Here is a 19,994-nt window from a genome sequence, read left to right as displayed (position 1 = left end):
TAATTCGCGGCCAGAGAGGCCGCGTCACATACCTGTCGTGGACGACAGCGGGGCGTCGGACACGCCACCTGCGATGCGAGCGCGCGACGTGAATAGCGGAAGCAAGGGGGGGGCGCGTGCCGCGGTCTATCCGACCGTCGCGGCACGCGGTACGCCGCGCGGGCGTGAAACTAGTGTTTCGCCGCGGCCGCTGCGGCGGCGGCTTCTTCTTCGGCCGTACGTTGCACGTCGGTCGGGCGCGACGACCACCAGCCGGCGACGGTCGATCCGGACAGGTTGTGCCAGATGGAGAACAGCACGCCTGGCAGGGCGGCGGTCGGGCCGAAGTAGAGCTTGCCAAGCGTGGCGGCCAGGCCGGAGTTTTGCATGCCGACTTCGATCGCCAGGGTCCGGCATACCGATTTGTCGAAACCACACAGACGCCCGCCCCAATAACCGCCCAACAGACCCAGGCCGTTATGCAGAATCACGCCAACGATCGTGATCAGTCCGACCGTCGCGATGGCGGCATGCGTCCCGGCCACGACCGCGGCGATGATCAGCAGGATCGCAACCATCGATACCACCGGCAGCACCGGCTCGATACGACGGACGGCACGGTTGAACAGTGTGTTGACCAGCAGACCGAGGCCGACCGGCACGGCGACGATTTCGAGAATGCTCATCATCATCTGCCCGGTAGGCACTTGAATCGAAGTGTCCGTATAGAGACGCGTCAGCAGCGGCGTGGCGACCACGCCGACGATCGTCGACACGGCGCTGATCGAAATCGACAGCGCGACGTCGCCGCGCGCGATATACACCATGACCGTCGACGCGGTGCCGCTGGCCACGCTGCCCACGAGCACCATGCCGGTGGTCAGGTCCGGCGGCATATGCAGCAGCTTGGCGACGGCCCAGGCAGCCAGCGGCATGACGGCATAGTGGATCACGGTGCCGGCGATCACCGGTGCCGGACGGGTCAGTACGCGCTTGAAGTCCGTCAGTGAGAGCGTGACGCCCATCGCGAACATCACCAGCATCAGTAGCTGCGCCACATGCGGCAGCAAGCCGACAAAAGCGCCGGGGGCGAAATAGGCGAGCGCCGAAACGACGATGGCCCACAAAGGGAAAAGACGGGTGAACGAGGCGATCAGATTCATGATGAGTCGTGGCGAGGCAGGAAGCCCTGACGCTTTGCGTCGATAGTCGGTGCCGAGGTCACATGCACTTATTGCTGCGGCAATGACAAGCGGGCTGAGGAAGCACTGCGGCCTGACGGCGGTGAGCCAGGCAAGACGACGCACCGGGGAATCGGAGAGGGCGACGCGATGCAGCGCGTACCGTTCGGGGTGACGAAACGGGCATCGCGCTGCATAAGGGATGCGGATAGCAATGGCGGATTATAAAGCAATGCACCGCCTTTCAAGCGACTTTCCGCCCCGACGCGGCGTGGCGGCGGTCCCCGGTAGCATCTGCTTGCAATGGTTGCCGCGCCGTGGCAATTGGCTGCTGGCCCTCACCGCTCAGGGAGACTATTATTCGCACTGGAACGCTTCCTCGCCGAGCGAGCATTCCGCCTGATGCCGGGCTGTGTCGCGGTTGCACGCACGGCCAGACCCGCGAACCTCTCGAAATCGACCTCATCGTGTCCAGCTATCAACCGATGTTTATGCAATTCTGCCGCTTTGCCGCTGTCGGACTATGCGGCACGGCGGTGCAGTATGTGACGTTGTGGATCGGGGTCAAGGCGCTGGACGCATCGCCGGTGTGGGCATCGGCGATAGGCTATCTATTAGGCTCGGTATGTAATTACGCGTTGAATTACCTGATTACGTTCCGCGCGACGCACGGTCATGTCAAGACCGCCCCACGATACTTCGCCTTGCTGGCGGTCGGCTGGTGTCTGAACAACCTGCTGATGTGGGTCTTTACGCATCATCTGGGCTGGCCCATCTGGATCGCCCAGTTGATCACCACCGGTATCGGCCTGTTTTGGAATTTCTGCGGCAGCCGGTGGTGGGCGTTCAAGCCTCAGGCGGCCGGCGCATAGCGTTCGAGCCAGTGCGCATAGGGCGCCGGCAAGGTCCACGACGGCTTGTCGATGCCGAGCGTCTTGGCCGCGTAGTAAGACCAGTGCGGGTCGGCGAGATGGGCGCGACCCACCATCACCAGATCCATTTGCTCGGCACGTACGACCTCGTCGCATAGCGTCGGCGTGTCGATGCCCCAGGCCGACGATACCGGCAAGCCGGTTTCGGTGCGCACGCGTTGCGCGATCGGCGCGAGCATGGCGGGACCCCACGGAATGTTCGCCTTCGGCGTGGAGAAGCCCACCGACACGCTCAACATATCCAAGCCTTCCGTCTTCCAGCGCTTGACCAGATCGATCGACTCGACCAGCGTCTGCTCGTCCTGACCGTCGTATTCGAGGACCCCGAAACGCGCGGTCAAAGGCAGGTGCGCCGGCCAGACTTCGCGAACGGCAGCGAGCGTTTCGGTCAGGAAACGGCCACGCTTCTCGGCCGTGCCGCCATAGGCATCGTCGCGTTGGTTCGAGTGATGCGAGAAAAAGCTCTGGGCCAGATAGCCGTGCGCGAAGTGCAGTTCCAGCCATTCGAAGCCGGCATCGCGGGCGCGCTTGGCGGCGGCGACGAAATCGGCACGGACGCGGGCGATATCGTCCTGCGTCATCGCTTTCGGCACCTTCGACAATTGGCCGCCAAAGGGGATCGCCGAGGGCGCGATGGTTTGCCATCCGCGCGGATCCGAATCCGGAATATGGTCGTCGCCTTCCCAGGGCTTGTTCGCGCTGGCCTTGCGTCCGGCATGGCCGATCTGGATGCCAGGCACCGCGCCGGCCGCTTTGATCGCTTGCACGACCGGTGCGAAGGCAGCCGCCTGTTCGTCATTCCACAAGCCGGTGCAGCCCGGGGTGATACGGCCTTCGGGCGAGACGGCGGTCGCTTCGACGATCACCAGTCCGGCGCCGCCTCGCGCCAGGCTGGCCAGGTGCACCGCGTGCCAATCGTTCAACACGCCGTCGTTTGCCATGTATTGGCACATCGGCGGGATCGCGATACGGTTACGCAAGGTGACGGACTTGAGGGAAAACGGATCAAACAAACCAGCCATGGGAGGACTCCAGCGGTGTCGGGTAAAAAAGCGCCGCCGCGCCTGCGCAAGCGGGCAACACGGAATGGCGCCATCGAGATAGAGGGCGATGTACCAGCGACTGCGTACACGAGATACAATGGTCGGTACGTATTCGGTAATTCGATTATATTCGAACTAACGAATTTGTGGCGGCGCCGCGCGACTGTGCTGGTACGCGGCGCGCATCGCTTTGTTTTTCGATCGTTTTTTCTTCCGCCATGCGAATTTATACCCATCCTTCGCTTAAGGACGTTGTCCTCGAGCGGCTATTTCATGCCTTGAGCGATCCCGTCAGACTGGGGATCGTGCGCGAGCTGGCACGGGTGAAGGAGGCGAGCTGCGCGGCGTTGGAGGGCGGTCGTCCAAAGTCGACGATGTCCCATCACTTCCGCATCCTTCGTGAAGCGGGATTGGTGCGCACGGACGTCGTCGGCACGACGCATCACAATTCTCTCCGGCGCGACGAGCTGGACGGGCGTTTCCCGGGCCTGATGGCGGCGATCCTGGCATTGCCCACTATCTGATTCGGCGTCGATCGGCGTAAGGCGGGCTGCCGATGCGGGTCCGCCGCCGGACAACGGCCGCCGGTGTTGACGCGCAGCCTCGCGGTTATGCCTTCTTGCACCGCTGGCGGTGGCGCGCTTCGCGTCCTGCACGCGGCGGGGTTCCACGCTACTCTGGTGATTGGCGTCGGGATGCCGACATCGCACAGTCAACAGGGAGAAGACAATGATCAAGAAAACCGCATCGGCACATTGGGAAGGCGATCTGAAGAAAGGCACGGGCTCGATTTCCACGGAAAGCGGCGTGCTGAAGGCCGCGCCGTATGGCTTCAATGCCCGGTTCGAGGGCGGTTCCGGCACCAATCCGGAAGAATTGATCGGTGCAGCACATGCAGGTTGCTTCTCGATGGCGCTGTCGATGATCCTGGGTAACGCAGGTCTGGTGGCCAAATCGATCGATACGAAGGCAACGATTTCCTTGGACAAGGAAGGCGACGGTTTCGCGGTGAAGGCCTCGCATCTCGACGTCGTCGTCGAAATCCCGGGCGCCGATAAGGCGAAGTTCGACGAGTGCGCCGCGGCCGCCAAGGCAGGTTGTCCGATCTCGAAGCTGTTGAACGCCGAGATCACGATGACCGCCACGCTCAAATCCTGAAGTAGCCATACGCCGCGCGGTGAATGAAGCGCTTTCACCGTCGCGGCGGTGCCGCCGAACGAAGTAAATCATCAGTCATTTAGTTGGCCAGGCTTTTGGCCGTTATTCAATTATCCAAAAGCCTAGTCAATCACGCGTGCACTTGGAAACGATAACATAGACCGATCGGTATCCTCGACATACCGCGCCCGGGAGTTGTCGTATGCAGGCGATCGATCGCGCGCCGCGAATTTCACCCTTCAGTTTCGTCGAAGTCTGCCGATATACCGCTTGCGATATGCCGTTAGTCTCGCCCCACACGACGTTGCGGATCGAGGTCGGCGTGATGGCGCGATCGAAATGTCATGATGCAGTGCGGAAATATTTCCATGCAGAAGTGTTCGAGTGGTGCATGGTATTCTCCCCCGGCTTCGGATAAATCGCGATACGGGCGTTTGTCGTGGTAAAAAATGCAGGCGTTGTCAGTTTCCGAATGCGTAATTTCAGCTGGCTAGATTATTCATCAGCGAAATTTCAGGAGACGGGTTGGAAAAGTCGTTCGCACGCATCCCGATCATGCTTATCATCAGAGGCGACCGCCAAGTCGTCGTATGACAGAAAAGGGACGTCGTCGCGGAAAGGTGCTCTAAACGAAGCACGCCTGTCGGCTGGGCGCGCGAGGTGCGGTTGGGACAGCATGGTCAATAAAGAGCAGTTGCGGGTGCTAGGGCAGGCGTTACGCCGTGACTTGGACGTGGGACAGGTCGAACTGGATCTGTTTTTCGACGACGGCGACCAGTGGCGGGCCATGTCGGCTGCCGACTATGTCGCGCCTAGCCCGGTGCGTTTGCCCAACGAGCAAGTGGTACGCGGCGCACACAAGGTCGCCCCGGAGTCGGGGGCCTTATGGTTCGACATCGCCGGCTTGCGTGCGGCGGCGTCGCTCCGTTTCGAGACGCCGCCCGATGCCGAAACGGCCCGTCACTGCGCCGCGCGGATCAGTACGATTCTGCAGCATGCGATCAACGCATACCATGTCTCCCATAACCCGCTGACGGATTTGCTGGCGCGGGATTCCTTCCGCGCGATCCTGCGCGACAAGGTCGAGCAGATCAAGAATTACCTGAACAACGGCAAGATCGCGCAGGAGGGCGGAAAATCGCAGATCCTCGCGGTGATGTCGCTGGACGTGGATCGTTTCAAGCAGGTGAACGACAACTTCGGTCATCTGTACGGCGATCAGGTCCTGAAAACCTTCGCGCGCCGGCTCGATCAAGTGGCGCGGACCATCATGGCGGAGCAGGATGGCGTGGACATTCGCGTCGCGCATCCGTCCGGTGAAGAATATCTGGTGCTGATCGAGGGCGCGGTGGAGGCGAGCACGATCCGCGAAATGGCGGAGCGTTTCTGTTTCCGGATCGAAGACGAGCCCCTGCCGTCCGAGGCGGAGTGGTCGGCGTTGATCAGCCAGCAGCCGGAAATCGAAGAAATCGAATTTCCGCTGGCGAGCGAGCGTCATTTGACGACCAGCGCCGGGGTCGCGATCTATGCCCCCAATCACTCGAACAGCGCCGATGCGGAAGTCCTCGCCCTGCTCGACAACGCGGATACCGCGCTGTCCCGGTCGAAGGCGCGCGGACGCAATCTCGTCACCGTCTTCGACGAAATCATCCATAACTGCGGCCGGGTGCTGGAGTACGACGGCCAGACCGGCGTGACGGCCATCGATATCGGCTCGAAAGTGGGCGTGGCGGTGGGGCAGGAATTCGTCGTTTTTCCGGAAACCTATTCTGGCAAGGTGCCGTTCGTCACCGACGATGGACGCACGCGCAAGATCGTTGGGATGTATCCCAAGCGCGAGCTGGTCCGCGTGGTCGTCTTCAATGTGCAGAACGAAATCTCGTTTGCCTTGCCGGCGGACAGCACGCGCTCGGTGCCCGTGCCCGTGGGCGCGCATCTCGAAGCGGTGCCGCTCGGCAGTATTTCGCACTTGATCCGCTTGTCCAGCGACCAGGGCTTTCCCGGGACGGTGTTCGACAATGCGGCCACGCAAGGAAGCGAGGAGTTGAACACTGCGGCATTCAATGCCTTGCGCCGCAACGAGATGCCGGCCGCGGCGGTTTTCCGCTTCAAGAATGCCGCCACGTTTACGAAGAAATTCGGCACGGGCGCCTTCAATCGCAACTTGGCGAAGCTGTACTCGGATCTGAACCGTATCTTCCCCGAGGTCACAGTGGGCGTGCTCGATCAGACGTCGATCTGCGTGGCCGGTGGAGAAGCGTCGATCACGCCGGGGGTGCTGCGCAAGGCATTGGTCGCGTGCGCGGCCCTCGACGATCTGGAGCTGATCTGCGGCTATTTCTATGCCGATGACGCAACTGCCGGTGTCGGGCTGAAGGATGTCGATCCGCGCTACGCGGTCGATTTCGCGCAATATGCCGCATCGGACTATGGCCTCGAACGCGTGGACCGGATGGATCGCGCCAAGATCAATCTGATCCCGTTCAATCTGCCGCGCGCGCGGGAGTTGCTCAAGGCGCTCTACGCGGTGCGGGCATCACAAGGCATCGTCGATTACGAGCGTTTCCGAGACGCCAATTTCGTCCATCACACGCTCGATAACCTGGGTGGCGTGTGTTATTCGAAACAGAATCGTATCGACAAGGCGGCGGATTGCTACGAGTACGCGATTCGCAAATCGCTGCGCGACGTGGTGTATCGCGGCAATCTGGGGATCGTGTGCTATCGCAGCGGGCAGCACGAACGTGCGCTGAAGTGGATGAACGATATGAGCGACGAGCAGGTTCAGGAGCTGCGTCGTACCTATCCCTACGGCTATGTCTGTTATGCGATGCATCTGGTTCAGGCAATGCGACTTGGCATGCCGGCGTTCCGCGCCGATCGCCTCGCCGGTATCGGTCCGGATGCATTGACCTTGCCCGATATCGCGAAGTTTGCAAATGGGCAAAAGCAATTGAGCGATGCGATCGCGCTACTGACCTAGTCGTCAAGGGTGCCGGTCACATCGGTGCCGAACGGGTCGGGCGTCCGGCACCGATGTGCGCGGCGATGGGCCGTGCGATCCCGATCACGTACGATCGCGCCGCCGTGACGGCCGTGCCGTCATGCTGCCGTCGCCCGCGCCGTTGGTGTTGGGCGCGGCGCGTGCCACATCCCAGGCGGCGCGCAGCCGACGCGCCGACAATACCTTGATCATGCCGAGCCGCTCGGCCACTTGCTCGTCCGGGAGCCCTGCGCTGAACAAAGCCGCAGCGTAGGCATTTCGCAGCGTCTGCGGACTGACTCTACCGTGATGCAATGCCCGCAAGCCGCTACGCTCGACGAGCACATCGATGGCGCGTAGCGCGGTGGCCTTGTGCATTTTCAGGCCGTTGCGGCCCGCCGGAAACACCAGATCCGCCTCGACGGCGTTTTCCGCGCGCGCCTGCAGCCAACGCTGCAGAATGACGGCAGCGTGAAGGGGGATCGGCACCGTTCGATACCCGTCCCGCTCGTCTAGTGCCGGCGCGGCGCGTTCGGCTGTTGGGACGGTCTCGTCCCCGCCGCCCCAGTCGGCCTGCACCGATGCACTGGCCCGATCGGCTGTCTCAGTCGTGTTTGCCGCTTCCGCACGATCCAGGGCATCGACGTCATACGGCGCGGGCGGCCGATTGCCGCCCTCGGCGCGAGCGATCCATAGCGCGCCGCCACGGCGATCGGTTTCCTGCTGAATCGACCAACGCGGTGTGGCCGGCGGCTCGGTGCTCGTGTCCGAATGGCGTGTCGACGGAATAACGCCGAGCCGCACCTGATCGAGCCGCATCGATTCCAATTCGTTCAGCTTCAATCCCGCGCCGAGCAGCATCGCGGCCATTGCGCGGTCACGCAGATCACGCCACGGCAGCGGTTGCCCATCGGGTGCATCGGCGCGGGCCAGTTCCTCCCACAAGCAGGTGCGTTCGCTGCGATCGAGAAAGCCGGTAGGTGCATTCGAGGCGGTGTCGGTCCACGGTGCATCTATGCTGCGCGTCACCGCTCGGGCGGGATTGCCTAGCGCCTGCGATTGCCCGCTCATATCGTCGAAGACCCGCTCCATGATGCGCAGATAGCGCGCCCTCTGCTGACGTTTGACATCGATTGTCGCGGCAAATTCGTCGATCAACGCCGGTTCCGCGCCGCGCAACGTGCGTCCGCGCGCGGCGAGCCAATCGAGGAAATGATGCCACTGCGCGCGATACACCAGGATCGACGAGGACCGGAAGCGTTGCAGGGACATCCATGCGTCGAACGCGGCGCGGGGATCGGCGTACCACGCCTCGGGGGTCGGCGCCACGAGGGCCGCGCTCGGCGGCGTACCCGGCGCGGGCTTGGCGCGCGCGCGCGGCGCAGGCGAAGGGGGAGGAGAAGCGGGCGGCGGCGTGTCGGGCATCGGCAAAAGGAGGGTGAAATATCGAAAACGCGAGCAGACGGGTCGACAGCGCCATTAGGCGCCGAAGGGTCTTTGCGCGGGTGACGTACGGCGTACCGCGTTTGCCGATATGCTCCGATTATAAGGGCCTGATGGCTCGGAACTCTGCTTACGCTCACCCGTCTTACCATCGAGTGCATCAATGACGTCGATTCTGCTTTTGGAAGGTATTCATAAAACCGCGTCGGACTTGCTCGTCGACGCCGGCCTGGACGTGCGCCGGCATGCGTCGGCACTGACCGGCAAGGCCTTGCACGATGCGGTCGCCGACAGTGCGTTGCTGGGCATTCGCTCGGCCAGTCACCTCGGTGCCGAGGACTTCGCCGCGCTGCCCACGTTGCAAGCGCTGGGATGCTTCTGTATCGGCACGTCGCAGGTCGCGCTGGACGCGGCCGCGCGTGCCGGCGTCCCCGTTTTCAATGCGCCGTTTTCCAATACGCGTTCGGTCGCCGAACTGGTGATTGCCGAAGCGGTGCTGCTGCTGCGTCGTGTCCCTGAAAAAACCACGCTGACGCACGCGGGCGTCTGGGCCAAGGGGGCGGCCGGCGCCTTCGAGGCGCGTGGCAAGACGATTGCCGTCGTCGGCTACGGCAATATCGGCTCGCAGGTCGGCGTGCTGGCGGAGGCGTTCGGCATGCGCGTCGTCTACTACGACCTGCAGGCGAAGCTGGGGCTGGGCACCGCGCGCGCCGCGCCCACGCTGGCCGATGCCGTGTCCCAGGCCGACATCGTCACGCTGCACGTTCCGGCGACCGCGGCGACGACCAATCTGGTGAACGCAGACGTCTTGCGGCAATTCAAGCGCGGCGCGATTCTGATCAACGCGTCACGGGGCAAGGTCGTCGATATCGTCGCCTTGCGCGCTGCCCTCGATGATGGCCATATCAGCGGTGCCGCCATCGACGTGTATCCCACGGAGCCGGCAAGCAACCAGGACCCGTTTGACAGCCCGCTGCGCGGTGCGGTGAATACGATCCTGACGCCGCATATCGGCGGCAGTACGCAGGAGGCGCAGGAAAATATCGGCGTCGAAGTGGCCGCGAAGTTGGTGGGTTTTCTGCGCACGGGCGCTACCACCGGTGCCGTCAACGTGCCGGAGATCACGCCGGGACCGCTGGAAGGACGTTGCCGCGTGTTGAACCTGCACGCGAACGTCCCCGGTGCGCTGGCACGCCTCAATACCGCATTTGCAAGTAACGAAGCGAATATCGTGTCGCAGCATCTGCAGACGCGCGGAGAATTGGGGTATGTCGTGACCGACCTCGATCGCACGCCCTCGGCGCACGCGATCGACGCGCTGCGCGGCGAGCCGGGCTTTATCCGCACCCGCGTCATCTGCGACTGAGGCAGTGCGGCGCGTTGCGCGCAACAATGGCCGTTTCCGGATAGCATAAGGTATCGTTGCCGGGAACCGGCGCGCTGCTGTGTCTCACATTTCGCTTCAAAGTGTAAATTCTGCGCCACACAGTTCGTCCACCCGGTAAATTAGTGCATGAGTCGGCCGGCGGCCTATCGCTCCGGCCCTTGATGCCAGCCAAAACAAGGAGACGGACGAATGACGGAGCGTACGGAACGCGGCGGAAGCCTGCCTTGGATCCTCGGGGGCGTCGCGTTGACTGCGGCGGCGCTCGCGGCGAGTACCGTGTGGAACAAGCGGCAGGCCAAGCGTTCGGAGCGGCGAGCGCCGGCACTGGGTCGTTTCGTCGATATCGCGGGCGTCCGCCTGCACTACCTCGAGAAAGGCCAGGGTCCCGTCGTGCTGTTGTTGCATGGCACGGGGCTCCAGGCCACCGATTTCGTGGCCAGCGGGCTCTTCGATCTGCTGGCACGCCGCCATCGCGTGATTGCGATCGACCGTCCCGGTTTCGGTTATAGCGGCGTGTCGCCCGACGGCGGTCCCGTACTGCATGGTTTGCGGGCATTCGACGACGAATACGGCGAGGCCGGCTTGCTGGCCGATCCGTACACGCCGGCCGAGCAGAACCACCCGGATATGCCCGTATCGCCGATGGCGCAGGCGGCGACGATCCGCAATTTCCTGGACTTCATGGAGATCGACGAAGCCGTCGTCGTCGGCCATTCCTTTGGTGCGACCGTTGCGGCCGCGCTGGCATTGACGTCGCCGGAATCGGTGAAGGGACTCGTTCTCGTCGGCGGGTATTTCTATCCGGGAATGCATCTGGAGGCGCTGGCGGGCCTGCAGCAGATCCCGGTTGTCGGCAAATTGATCGCGCAGTCGGTGACTCCGCTGGCCGTGCGTGCCTTGTCGCGACGCGTTGCCAAGCGCATGTTCGCGCCCCATTCGGTCGCGCCAAGTTTCGAATCGATGGTGCCGCGTGGCATGCGCGCCCGTCCGTCGCAAGTGACGGCGGCGGCGCGAGAAAAAGCGCTGATGCTGCCGGGCGTTTTCAAGTTGCGCAAACGTTATTGGGAAATCCTGCAGCCGACGACGATTTTCGTCGGTGACGCGGATGGCGTCGTCGATGCGGGCGCGCAGTCGCTGCGCCTGCATCGCGACATCCCGCATAGCGATTTGCGCATTCTGCCGCGCGTTGGACATATGGCCCACTACGCGGCGGTGCGCAAGATCGCGGCCGCGGTCGCGCAGCATTCGGGTCAGCCGTCCAGTACCTATGGCGCCTTCGGTGGCGATGTCAACACGCTGCTGCGTGCGGGCGACCGCCGTGACGATTAATCGCTGACCGAGACCGCTACGATGACCGCTACTCCTTCCTCCGATCCGATTGCCGCAACCGGCCAGGGCGCCAGTGGCCCCGATGAAGACGCGATGGCGTTCGCGCGCGAGGTCTTCGATTGTGCGCGGCGCGGCGATGCGCCGATGCTCGCCAAGCTGCTCGAAAAAGGCCTGCCGCCGAATCTGCGTAACGAAAACGGCGACACGATGCTGATGCTGGCCAGTTATCACGGCCATGTCGACGCGGTGAAAGCGTTGTTGAACGGCGGTGCCGATGCGAACCTGCGCAACGACAAAGGGCAGACCCCGATCGCCGGCGCCGCCTTCAAGGGCTATCAGGCGATCATCGATACGCTGCTGGACCATGGTGCGGACGTCGAGGGCGCTTCGCCCGATGGGCGTACCGCGCTGATGATCGCGGCGATGTTCAATCGCATCGACATCGTGCGTCAGTTGATCGCACGCGGGGCCAATCCCGCCGCGCGCGATGCGCAGGGCAACGATGCCCAGGCCGCCGCCCGCACCATGGGCGCCACCGACGTGTTGGCGCTGCTGCAGGCCGGCCCCTCTGCCTGATTCCTGGCCTGATCCTCTCCCCGACGCCCTACGCGAACGTTGCGCAATCGAGGCACTGCCGGCACAGCGCGCGTGCGCTCGTGTAGAGTGTCGGCGGCAGTGAATCACACCAACGTTTACCTACCCTGGGGAAGAAAGCATGACGGCAGCTGGACGCGCTGAAATCGACGCAACGCCATCGGAGACGGTTACCGATGCGCCAGACGCACAGGGCGCCGTGTTGCACGCCGATTTTTCCGGCAAGGGCCAGATTCGGGCGGTCATCTTCGATAGCGACGGAACCTTGGTCGACAGTGAAATCCTGTCGGCATTGGTGGTCGTCGAAATGGTCGCCGAGCAAGGCATCACGATGGACGCCGAAGAGGCCTTGCACCGATTCCGCGGCTGCGAATTTGCGAAATTCCTGGCGAAGCTGGCACAGGACACTGGCTTGACCGAACTCGATGCGTTTACGCAGGCGTTTCGGGAGCGCAGCAAGGCGCGCTATGCGGTCGAACTGCAGGCGATGCCGAATGCGGTGTCATTGGTACGTCAGTTACAGGTGCCGAAGTCGGTTGCCTCGAACGGTCCGCGCGACAAGCTTGACGTTTGCCTGCGCGCCGCGGGCTTGATCGATTATTTCCCGAGAGACCGGATTTTCAGTGCCTACGAAGTGGGTGCGTGGAAACCGGATCCGGCCTTGGTCCTGCATGCCGCGAATGCGATGGGCGTTGCGCCGTCGCAGTGTCTTTTGGTGGAGGACAGCGTGGCGGGGATCGAAGCCGGGCTTGCCGCCGGCGTGCATGTCGTCGGCTATCGGTTGGAAGACGACGTCAAGGCGGGTCTTAGCCGGCCAGTGCCGGTGATCCAGGACATGCTGGAAGTGCTGGAATGGCTGGCACCCGACGCGCAAAACGCTGCGCCATCCCCGCGTTAATGCGCCGCGGCGCTCGTAGCGACCGGTGTGGCAGCGGTGGCGCCCGAGGCCGCGCTCGCGGGCGCGGGCGCCGTTGCCGGCACTGAGGCCGCTGTAGATGCGCTCGCCGCCGCGCCGGTTGCGGCGGGCGCCATGCCTGCCGTGCTGGCCGACGCTGCTACCGGCGCCGAAGCCGCCGAAGCCGTCGATACCGCCGAAGCCGCCTGCGCTGCACTAGCAGCGATCGGCGGCGGTGCCGGGGCCGGCAGCGGCTTCACGGTGGCGGTCTGAGACGGTGTGGCATCGACGATAACCGGCACCGGTTCGGCATTGCCGAGTTTCGGCGATGCCAGCGGCGCCAGGCGACTGCTGATCACGTCGGCATCGGACACGGGCATCGCCCGCACCACCGTCTTCAAATACTGATCCACCAGACCGAAGAAGCGTTCGTAGAACAGGCCGGGCGGGATCGTCTGACTCGAAATCTTCACCATCGAATCACTGTTCGAACGGATCGGCAAGGAAACAGATCCCAAGATACTGAGGCCGACACTGGCCGACGTGTCGCTTTTCTTCAAGCCGTAATTGTCCTGCACCGCGTTGACGTAGATCACGCTCGAACCGCTCGACGATTCGCCCGGCGTACAGACGATATGGAAGGACACGGACACGTGGTTTTCCGGGGTCGGCTGGAAACCTTTGGACGCGTCGATCGTCTCCGACGTCGAGGTCGTCGTGGCATAGCCCTGGCTCAATACCGCACGCCGCGCCGCCTCGCAGGCCTGGGCGCTCGTGGCGGCGAAGGTATGGGCATAGGGGCTGACCGTGGTCGAGAACAGGTCCGGCTGGAACGGCTTCTCCGTCGAACAGGCCGCCAAAGCGAGCACGGACGACAAGGCAAGCATCGCCGCCGGACGGGCGGCCTTGGGACACGGACGCGTCGCGCCGGCAGCGAGGCGGGGGCGACGGGACAATAAGGACATCAGGGAAGGAAAAGCGTGGCGCATGGCGGCTGGAGGCGACAGCAATGACGAAGGCAACCGCACATCATAGCGCCGCGTCGCCCGTGCCGCCAGTCGAATCCCGGTTGACCTTGTTACGCGGCGTGATTGACGCCGTGTGATTTTCATCGGGGCTGGCGTCGGTTTTTCCGCTTTCCACGGGGGTGGCGGTCTGCGTTTCCGTTGCCTTTTCGTTTCGTTTATCGGCGTCTCCGCCCTCGTTGTCGTCGTCCGTCGCGCTGGGACCGGCCAGCAGATCGGCGAAATCGACGATGTCCCGACGCAAGGTCTGAATCGTGAACGGCAGCACCCCCAGTTTTTGTTGCGCTCCGACGGGTAGATCGGCCGCTTGTTCGGGCGGCGCCGAGAGCGCCTCGATGACCTTGCCGATCGCCAAGTCGAGATTCCGCACCGCGGCGGTCGAGCCGCCGTGGGTCAGTGCATGTCCCAAGGCGTCAAAAGATCGATGGAAGACATCGCTGAGTTCCTCGATGGCATGATCCAGCGCCGGCCAGCGCGCTTCGGGCGGCCAGTCGTAGGTCGCGCGGCCGACAAAGATCACATCGCTATGGATACGCCGAAGGGCCCGAATCTCGACGCCGAGGTCCATATGGCGCGCGCCGGGTTCGCGTCGGGCGTCCTGGACGCTTTTCTCCGCTACCGCGATGGCGGCGCGCACTTTGTCATGCAGCGGATTGATGCGATCGACGCTGATCCTCCCGCGTTCGGTCAAAAATCGGTCCAACAGATCGGCGAGCGGGCCCATCGCCCGCGCGCATTGACGCCGGATGCCGCGATGGGCGTGCGACGGGAACACCAGCAGGGACACCAGCACCCCGAACACGGTTCCCAAGGAAATCTCCAGCACCCGATAGGCGGCACCGAGCCAGAAGGGATGGAAGTCCGCGCCGGCCAGGATCACGATGACGCCGGTGATGGGCGCGATGCGATAACCGGGGCGGGTGGCGGCCATGAAAGCCAGTGGCACGAGGGCCAGCAACAGCGCCACCCACACGGGCGCGTCGAGGGCGAGGATCGGCGTCACCACGGCACCGACCAGAGCGCCGGCGACGGTGCCGACCAGGCGATCGATCCCCGCCGTGACGGTCCCGCCGACATTGGCCTGGATGACGACCAAGGCCGTGACCACGGACCAGAAGCTCTGCGCGAAGCCGAAAAACTCGGCGCAGGAATAGGCCCCGAAAGCGCCGATCAGCAGCCGCGAGACCATGCGCCAATGGGTCCGCACCAACTTCAATGCCGCGTTGGCGAGCGTGTGCAGCGTGGCAAGCGACATCATCCGAAATCCCTCATTCGTCTCCTTCTGCTTTGCAATCGATTGCTACACGGCCCGATCGTTCGCCTACCGTGCCGATGCGCCGATCGTCGACAAGGCGCGTGAGAGGCGTTCCAGCGCCGCCGTGCTGCCCGGCAAGCCGATCCGCACACTCGGCAGTCGCGCTGTCTCGAAAAACGCCGTGGCGGACGGGCGTGCGGGGCTGGGCGCAGCCGACGCGGCGAAGCAACGAATCCAGATCCCTTGCTCGGCAAGGCGCGCCTGCAAGCCGAATGCATCGGCCCATGGCCACCAGGCAAACAAGGGCGTGGATCGCGCGGGGAAGCCGTGTTCCACTAGTATCGCGTGCAATGCGCGCCGCTGCGCGTTCAGGCTCCGACGCATCGCCGTTTGCCAGGCCGTATCGCGCAGTGCTTCGCGCGCTGCGTGACGGGCGGGACCGCTGACGGTCCAGGCACCCAGATGCACGCGCAGTGCCTCGCAGATCGCCGGCGACGCGAGCACGAAGCCGGCGCGTATTCCGGCCAGACCGAAAAATTTGCCGACCGATCGCAAGACGATCAAGCTGGAATCGGGCAGCGCCATGGCGTCGATGTCGATGTCGGTCCAGCCGATGTCGCTGGTGCCAGCGCCGGCGTCCCCGTCGGCGTCCGCATCATAGGCATCGGCAAACGCTTCGTCGACGATCAAGGCGCCACCACGCCGTGCCAGTCGGGCTTGCCATTCACGCAGCGTCGCGACGGGATGGCGATCCGTCGTCGGATTATTGGGGTTGACGACGACCAGATAGCGCACGGTGTCGGGCAGCGTGTCGAGCGGTGCCGGGTCGGCCGGGTCGTAGGTATGCACGCGCACGCCGGCCGCCGCGAAAGCGGGTGCGTATTCGCCGTACGTAAGCGTGGCCACCGCCGCGTCGCCCCGCCCCGCGGATGTCGGCGTGTCGGTTTTCCCTGCCCGCGTCATGCCATCCAGCACGGCTGGCAAGGTGCGAATCACCGCTTGACTGCCGGCCACCGGCAAGACGTGGGACGCGGGCCAGTGATAGTAGACGCCCGCCACGGCAGCCAGGTCATCGTCGTCGTCGGGCAGCGTGCGCCAGATATCGGAGGTTGGCATCGAGACCGGATAGGCCTCCGGATTCACGCCGGTCGAGAGGTCGAGCCAGTCCGCACGCGGCCGGCCGTACTGCGCGATGGCCCGATGCAGATCGCCGCCGTGCTGCACGACGACTCGCGGCCGCGGAAAGGGCAAATCAGACGCATCAACCGTCATGACGCGGTGCCTCCCATGATCGCCAGGATGGCACCGATGCCGACGGACAAGGCGAGCCAGGCGATCAAGGTTCGCTGGACAAGGTCGAGCGCCCGCTGGACATCGATGGCGACGGGCGCCGCGCCGCAGCCGAGCACCGGACGGTATTCGTCGTGGCCATGATAGCGTGCGGTGCCGCCCAAGCGAACGCGCAAACTGCCGGCGCCGGCGGCCATGACGGGGCCCGCATTGGGGCTGTCCCATGTCGGGGCCTGGGTGCGCCAGCAATGCCAGCCATCGCGGGACGCGCCCAGCAGCAGATACGTGAGCGCCGTCAGGCGCGCCGGTACCCAGTTTGCGACATCGTCGATGCGCGCGGCTGCCCAGCCGTAATGGCGCAGGCGCGGCGTGCGGTAACCCCACATCGCATCCAGTGTGTTGATCAGACGATAGGCGAGCGCAGCCGGGCCACCGCCGATCAGAAACCAGAACAGCGGAGCGAAAATGGCATCGCTGCCATTTTCCAAGGCGGATTCGACCGCCGCCTTCGCGACGGCGGTTTCATCGGCGTCAGTGAGATCGCGAGACACGACGCGCGCGGCGGCGGCGCGCGCGGCGCGGAGATCCGCTTGCGCGAGGGCCGTCGCGACCGGAGCGATATGGTCGCGCAGGCTGCGCGCGCCGAGCGCGAACCAGAGCAACAGCGCATGCAATAGGGCGGCCAGGGGAAGCGGGCAGCATTGAATCAAGCCGATCGCCAAGACGGTCGGCGGCACGACAAGACAGCCCCATCCCAGCAGACCGCACACGCGTGCGCGCAATGCGGTACGCCGCTGCGCGCACGCGTCGGTGTCGATGGCCGTATGGGCGTCCGGGCGGATCGTCGCGGGCGGCGCTGCGTCGGCTGCGGCAGCCTGTGCGTTCAGCCTGCGTTCGACGTCTGCGGCAAGGCGACCGAAACCGACCAGAGGATGCCAGCGTGACGGCTCGCCGATAAGGCGATCGATACCGGCGGCCACGATCGCGAGTGCCCCACCGGCGAGGAAAGTGAAGGTGCCGATCATGCTTGGCCCGTGACCGCATCGTGGGTGGCCGAGGACAGGCCCAGGCAATCGGCCAGCCGCGCGAGATCGAGATGCGCTTCCACCGCATCCGTCAGCCGGTTCAAGTCGGCTTCGCGTCGCGCGGCGAGATCGAAGCCCGCCATCGCCTTCGGCATGGCACCGCGCATGCTCGCGTCGCATGCGTCGCCGGCCCACGCGAGGAGCGCGCAGGCGGCCTCCGGATGATCGAATACACCATGCAGATAGGTGCCGAGTACTTGCCCGTCATCGGACTGCGCGCCATCGAATCGGACGTCGCCGGCGTCGTCGATGCGCGCCACGGGCCGGGACAGACCGGGACCGTCGCTGCTGCCCATGTGAATCTCATAGCCGAAAACAGGGACCGCGGGCGCCGCGCCATCGGACGCGACAATAACGGATGCATCGGATGCATCGAGGACCATGGCGGATCTCGCACGGGAGGCGTCGTGTTTCGCGCCGTGGTCGAGCGTCAGCGCGCCCCGCACATTGCGCAGTTGCTTCTGTCGTCCGATAGTCGTCTCGATATCCAGCAGTCCCAATCCGTCGCTGCTGCCCGCAGGGCCTTCGACGCCATCCGGATCATGCACGTGCCGTCCGAGCATCTGGAAGCCGCCGCATATCCCGATCACTTTGCCGCCGTAGCGCAGATGTCGACGCAGCATCGGCACCCACCCCTGTTCATGCAACCACGCCAGATCGGCGCGCGTGCTCTTGCTGCCGGGCAGGACGATGAGGTCGGCCGGCGGAATGACTTCGCCGGCACGAATAAAGCGGAAATCGACGGCCTCGTTCAGGCGCAGCGCATCGAAATCCGTCGCATTCGAGATCCGCGGAAAAGCCGGCGCAATGATCCGGATGCGCACATCGGCGGACGCCTGCGCCCCGGTGTCGGGCAAGGCATCTTCGGCATCGAGATACAGACCGTGAAGATAGGGCAGCACGCCCAGCACCGGCTTGCCGGTGCGTGCCTCGAGCCATCGGAGCCCGGGCTCCAGCAAGGCCGGGTCGCCCCGAAAACGATTGATGACGAAGCCGATCACGCGCGCCCGTTCAGAGGGTGCGAGCACGTCCAGCGTCCCCACCAGATGCGCGAAAACGCCGCCTTTGTCGATGTCGGCAACGAGGATCACGGGGCAGTCCGCCGCTTCGGCGAATCCCATATTGGCGATGTCGCCTTTGCGCAGATTGATTTCCGCGGGACTGCCGGCGCCTTCGACCAGTACCGTATCGTATTGCTGCTGCAGACGCCGGTAGGCGCGCATGACGGCCGCCATCGCCACTGGCTTATAGGCGTGGTAGTCCCGCGCATTCAGATTGGCGACGGCCTTGCCGTGAATGATCACTTGCGCGGTGCGGTCGCTGCCGGGCTTGAGCAAGACCGGATTCATATCGGTATGCGGCGGCAGACCGGCCGCATAGGCCTGCAACGCCTGCGCGCGGCCGATCTCGCCCCCGTCGATACTGACGGCGCTGTTCAGCGCCATGTTCTGCGGCTTGAAGGGCGCGACGCGGATGCCGCGCCGAACCAGCAAGCGGCACAGGGCCGCGACGAGCGTGCTTTTCCCGGCGTCGGACGTCGTGCCTTGCACCATCAGGGTCCGCGATCCCGGCCGGGCGGCCGGTGGAACCACGGCCGCCCTATGCGGGTGAAGGCTGGAGGACGCCGTCGCACCGTCGGCGTCGGCAGAATCGGGGGCAGCAGGAGCGGGGGAAAGCAAGGAATCGGACATCGTTTCGCGTGAACGGCCGTCTGTCGTTGCAGACGGCGCTGAGGTGCGCGGGCGTGACTATCGGCGCCGCGGGCCTCAACGATAGCAAAAATGCGGCATGCCGTGCGCGTTGACGAGACCGCCCGGCGCGCGAAGCAGCGCGATCGTCCGCGAAGCAGGGCGTTTATGGAAGCTGCCCGAGGCATGCGTCGGCGCAATTGACCCGGGTCACGCGGTGTGTCGGAACCCATTCGGCCAGGACATTGGACTAGGCAATGACCATCACGACTAGGCTTTTATCAGACGTATGACGATCGGGCATCGAGACGCGATGCAATGGCGCGCCATGCCCGAGGAGCGTGCTGCGTGGCGCGTCATGCGGGTTTCTGTTGCGTCCAGACGTCGGTCGTTTTTTTTATAAAAGGCGTGAAATAAAGCTGATCCGATTGGAATGACTGGCCGTATACCGCAGTAAATGACTACCAAAAATTGCGGCGCCAGTCTGTGGCCTGGCCGGGACTCGGGATCGGTGTCGTTCTTGCCGCGATCAATGCGCTAAATGCACACAACTCGACCGCCCGCGTAATCAATATCACGGTCTGGAGTCACTGCGTATCAGCGTTTTACGAGTCATTTTAAAACGATCGTATGTATGTTACGTAACGTCAACGGTACGTAACATGCGCTAAAGAGATGTGTTTTGCGCTCAAGTTGTGCTTATATGTCATTTCAGATGGTGACGCGC

16 protein-coding genes are annotated in these 19,994 nt (G+C 64.1%); 8 read left to right on the top strand and 8 right to left on the bottom strand.

The window, feature by feature from the left end; translation table 11 throughout:
• Nucleotides 1–170: 170 nt before the first annotated feature.
• Complete coding sequence (locus tag ABEG21_RS24655) at nt 171–1,136, bottom strand: bile acid:sodium symporter family protein (protein WP_347559089.1); 966 nt, start codon at nt 1,134–1,136, stop codon at nt 171–173.
• A 491-nt stretch (nt 1,137–1,627) separates the two neighbouring features.
• Here ABEG21_RS24655 and ABEG21_RS24650 point away from each other — a divergent pair, with 491 nt between their 5' ends.
• Nucleotides 1,628–2,032 carry a GtrA family protein gene (locus ABEG21_RS24650; protein WP_347558233.1) on the top strand — a complete coding sequence of 135 codons (405 nt, stop codon included), beginning with the start codon at nt 1,628–1,630 and terminating at the stop codon, nt 2,030–2,032.
• Here ABEG21_RS24650 and ABEG21_RS24645 read toward each other — a convergent pair.
• Nucleotides 2,014–3,114, bottom strand: a complete 1,101-nt coding sequence (locus tag ABEG21_RS24645; RefSeq protein ID WP_347558232.1) for an NADH:flavin oxidoreductase/NADH oxidase — start codon at nt 3,112–3,114, stop codon at nt 2,014–2,016. The two genes, ABEG21_RS24650 and ABEG21_RS24645, sit on opposite strands and share 19 nt — an antisense overlap.
• Before the next feature lie 239 nt (nt 3,115–3,353).
• Here ABEG21_RS24645 and ABEG21_RS24640 point away from each other — a divergent pair, with 239 nt between their 5' ends.
• The 3 genes from ABEG21_RS24640 to ABEG21_RS24630 all read left to right on the top strand — a co-directional run bounded on the left by ABEG21_RS24640 (nt 3,354) and on the right by ABEG21_RS24630 (nt 7,276).
• Nucleotides 3,354–3,659, top strand: coding sequence for a helix-turn-helix domain-containing protein (locus tag ABEG21_RS24640; RefSeq protein ID WP_347558231.1), 306 nt, complete (start codon nt 3,354–3,356; stop codon nt 3,657–3,659).
• A 208-nt stretch (nt 3,660–3,867) separates the two neighbouring features.
• The gene (locus tag ABEG21_RS24635; RefSeq protein ID WP_347559088.1) at nt 3,868–4,293 is read left to right on the top strand and encodes an OsmC family protein; all 426 of its coding nucleotides are present in this window, start codon (nt 3,868–3,870) and stop codon (nt 4,291–4,293) included.
• A gap of 676 nt (nt 4,294–4,969) precedes the next feature.
• Nucleotides 4,970–7,276 carry a GGDEF domain-containing protein gene (locus ABEG21_RS24630; protein WP_347558230.1) on the top strand — a complete coding sequence of 769 codons (2,307 nt, stop codon included), beginning with the start codon at nt 4,970–4,972 and terminating at the stop codon, nt 7,274–7,276.
• Nucleotides 7,277–7,360: 84 nt separating this feature from the next.
• Here the strand turns inward: ABEG21_RS24630 and ABEG21_RS24625 are convergent, their stop codons facing one another.
• Complete coding sequence (locus ABEG21_RS24625) at nt 7,361–8,701, bottom strand: tyrosine-type recombinase/integrase (RefSeq protein ID WP_347558229.1); 1,341 nt, start codon at nt 8,699–8,701, stop codon at nt 7,361–7,363.
• A 181-nt stretch (nt 8,702–8,882) separates the two neighbouring features.
• On the opposite strand from ABEG21_RS24625, the gene serA reads away from it, so the two are divergent.
• The 4 genes from serA (at nt 8,883) to ABEG21_RS24605 (ending at nt 12,927) form a co-directional block, all read left to right on the top strand.
• Nucleotides 8,883–10,085, top strand: coding sequence for a phosphoglycerate dehydrogenase (gene serA, locus ABEG21_RS24620; protein ID WP_347558228.1), 1,203 nt, complete (start codon nt 8,883–8,885; stop codon nt 10,083–10,085).
• A 210-nt stretch (nt 10,086–10,295) separates the two neighbouring features.
• Nucleotides 10,296–11,435 carry an alpha/beta hydrolase gene (locus ABEG21_RS24615; RefSeq protein ID WP_347558227.1) on the top strand — a complete coding sequence of 380 codons (1,140 nt, stop codon included), beginning with the start codon at nt 10,296–10,298 and terminating at the stop codon, nt 11,433–11,435.
• Nucleotides 11,436–11,528: 93 nt separating this feature from the next.
• Entirely contained in the window at nt 11,529–12,011 is a 483-nt protein-coding gene (locus ABEG21_RS24610; protein ID WP_347559087.1) for an ankyrin repeat domain-containing protein, read from the top strand.
• 139 nt (nt 12,012–12,150) lie between these two features.
• Nucleotides 12,151–12,927 carry an HAD-IA family hydrolase gene (locus ABEG21_RS24605; RefSeq protein WP_347558226.1) on the top strand — a complete coding sequence of 259 codons (777 nt, stop codon included), beginning with the start codon at nt 12,151–12,153 and terminating at the stop codon, nt 12,925–12,927.
• Here ABEG21_RS24605 and ABEG21_RS24600 read toward each other — a convergent pair.
• From ABEG21_RS24600 to ABEG21_RS24580, 5 genes are all read right to left on the bottom strand, one after another.
• Nucleotides 12,924–13,913, bottom strand: a complete 990-nt coding sequence (locus ABEG21_RS24600; protein ID WP_347558225.1) for a DUF2242 domain-containing protein — start codon at nt 13,911–13,913, stop codon at nt 12,924–12,926. The two genes, ABEG21_RS24605 and ABEG21_RS24600, sit on opposite strands and share 4 nt — an antisense overlap.
• A gap of 40 nt (nt 13,914–13,953) precedes the next feature.
• Nucleotides 13,954–15,207 carry an FUSC family protein gene (locus ABEG21_RS24595; protein ID WP_347558224.1) on the bottom strand — a complete coding sequence of 418 codons (1,254 nt, stop codon included), beginning with the start codon at nt 15,205–15,207 and terminating at the stop codon, nt 13,954–13,956.
• A gap of 63 nt (nt 15,208–15,270) precedes the next feature.
• Nucleotides 15,271–16,476 carry a threonine-phosphate decarboxylase gene (locus tag ABEG21_RS24590; protein ID WP_347558223.1) on the bottom strand — a complete coding sequence of 402 codons (1,206 nt, stop codon included), beginning with the start codon at nt 16,474–16,476 and terminating at the stop codon, nt 15,271–15,273.
• Entirely contained in the window at nt 16,473–17,519 is a 1,047-nt protein-coding gene (locus tag ABEG21_RS24585; protein WP_347558222.1) for a CobD/CbiB family cobalamin biosynthesis protein, read from the bottom strand. Before ABEG21_RS24585 ends, ABEG21_RS24590 begins: the two co-directional genes overlap by 4 nt.
• Nucleotides 17,516–19,132, bottom strand: coding sequence for a cobyric acid synthase (locus tag ABEG21_RS24580; RefSeq protein ID WP_347559086.1), 1,617 nt, complete (start codon nt 19,130–19,132; stop codon nt 17,516–17,518). The genes ABEG21_RS24585 and ABEG21_RS24580 overlap by 4 nt, the downstream gene beginning before the upstream one ends.
• Nucleotides 19,133–19,994: the final 862 nt, after the last annotated feature.

This window comes from Robbsia sp. KACC 23696, from assembly GCF_039852015.1.
Taxonomy (GTDB): Bacteria; Pseudomonadota; Gammaproteobacteria; order Burkholderiales; family Burkholderiaceae; genus Robbsia.
This window is presented reverse-complemented; position numbering and strand designations above follow the sequence as displayed.

Bases quoted from the DNA above. Each gene is read 5' to 3' on its own strand.
- ABEG21_RS24580 (WP_347559086.1), bottom strand. From the start codon at position 19,132: ATGGTGCAAGGCACGACGTCCGACGCCGGGAAAAGCACGCTCGTCGCG.
- ABEG21_RS24600 (WP_347558225.1), bottom strand. From the start codon at position 13,913: ATGCGCCACGCTTTTCCTTCCCTGATGTCCTTATTGTCCCGTCGCCCC.
- ABEG21_RS24625 (WP_347558229.1), bottom strand. From the start codon at position 8,701: ATGCCCGACACGCCGCCGCCCGCTTCTCCTCCCCCTTCGCCTGCGCCG.
- ABEG21_RS24645 (WP_347558232.1), bottom strand. From the start codon at position 3,114: ATGGCTGGTTTGTTTGATCCGTTTTCCCTCAAGTCCGTCACCTTGCGT.
- ABEG21_RS24595 (WP_347558224.1), bottom strand. From the start codon at position 15,207: ATGATGTCGCTTGCCACGCTGCACACGCTCGCCAACGCGGCATTGAAG.
- ABEG21_RS24640 (WP_347558231.1), top strand. From the start codon at position 3,354: ATGCGAATTTATACCCATCCTTCGCTTAAGGACGTTGTCCTCGAGCGG.
- ABEG21_RS24610 (WP_347559087.1), top strand. From the start codon at position 11,529: ATGGCGTTCGCGCGCGAGGTCTTCGATTGTGCGCGGCGCGGCGATGCG.
- ABEG21_RS24590 (WP_347558223.1), bottom strand. From the start codon at position 16,476: ATGACGGTTGATGCGTCTGATTTGCCCTTTCCGCGGCCGCGAGTCGTC.
- ABEG21_RS24630 (WP_347558230.1), top strand. From the start codon at position 4,970: ATGGTCAATAAAGAGCAGTTGCGGGTGCTAGGGCAGGCGTTACGCCGT.
- ABEG21_RS24585 (WP_347558222.1), bottom strand. From the start codon at position 17,519: ATGATCGGCACCTTCACTTTCCTCGCCGGTGGGGCACTCGCGATCGTG.
- ABEG21_RS24615 (WP_347558227.1), top strand. From the start codon at position 10,296: ATGACGGAGCGTACGGAACGCGGCGGAAGCCTGCCTTGGATCCTCGGG.
- ABEG21_RS24605 (WP_347558226.1), top strand. From the start codon at position 12,151: ATGACGGCAGCTGGACGCGCTGAAATCGACGCAACGCCATCGGAGACG.
- serA (WP_347558228.1), top strand. From the start codon at position 8,883: ATGACGTCGATTCTGCTTTTGGAAGGTATTCATAAAACCGCGTCGGAC.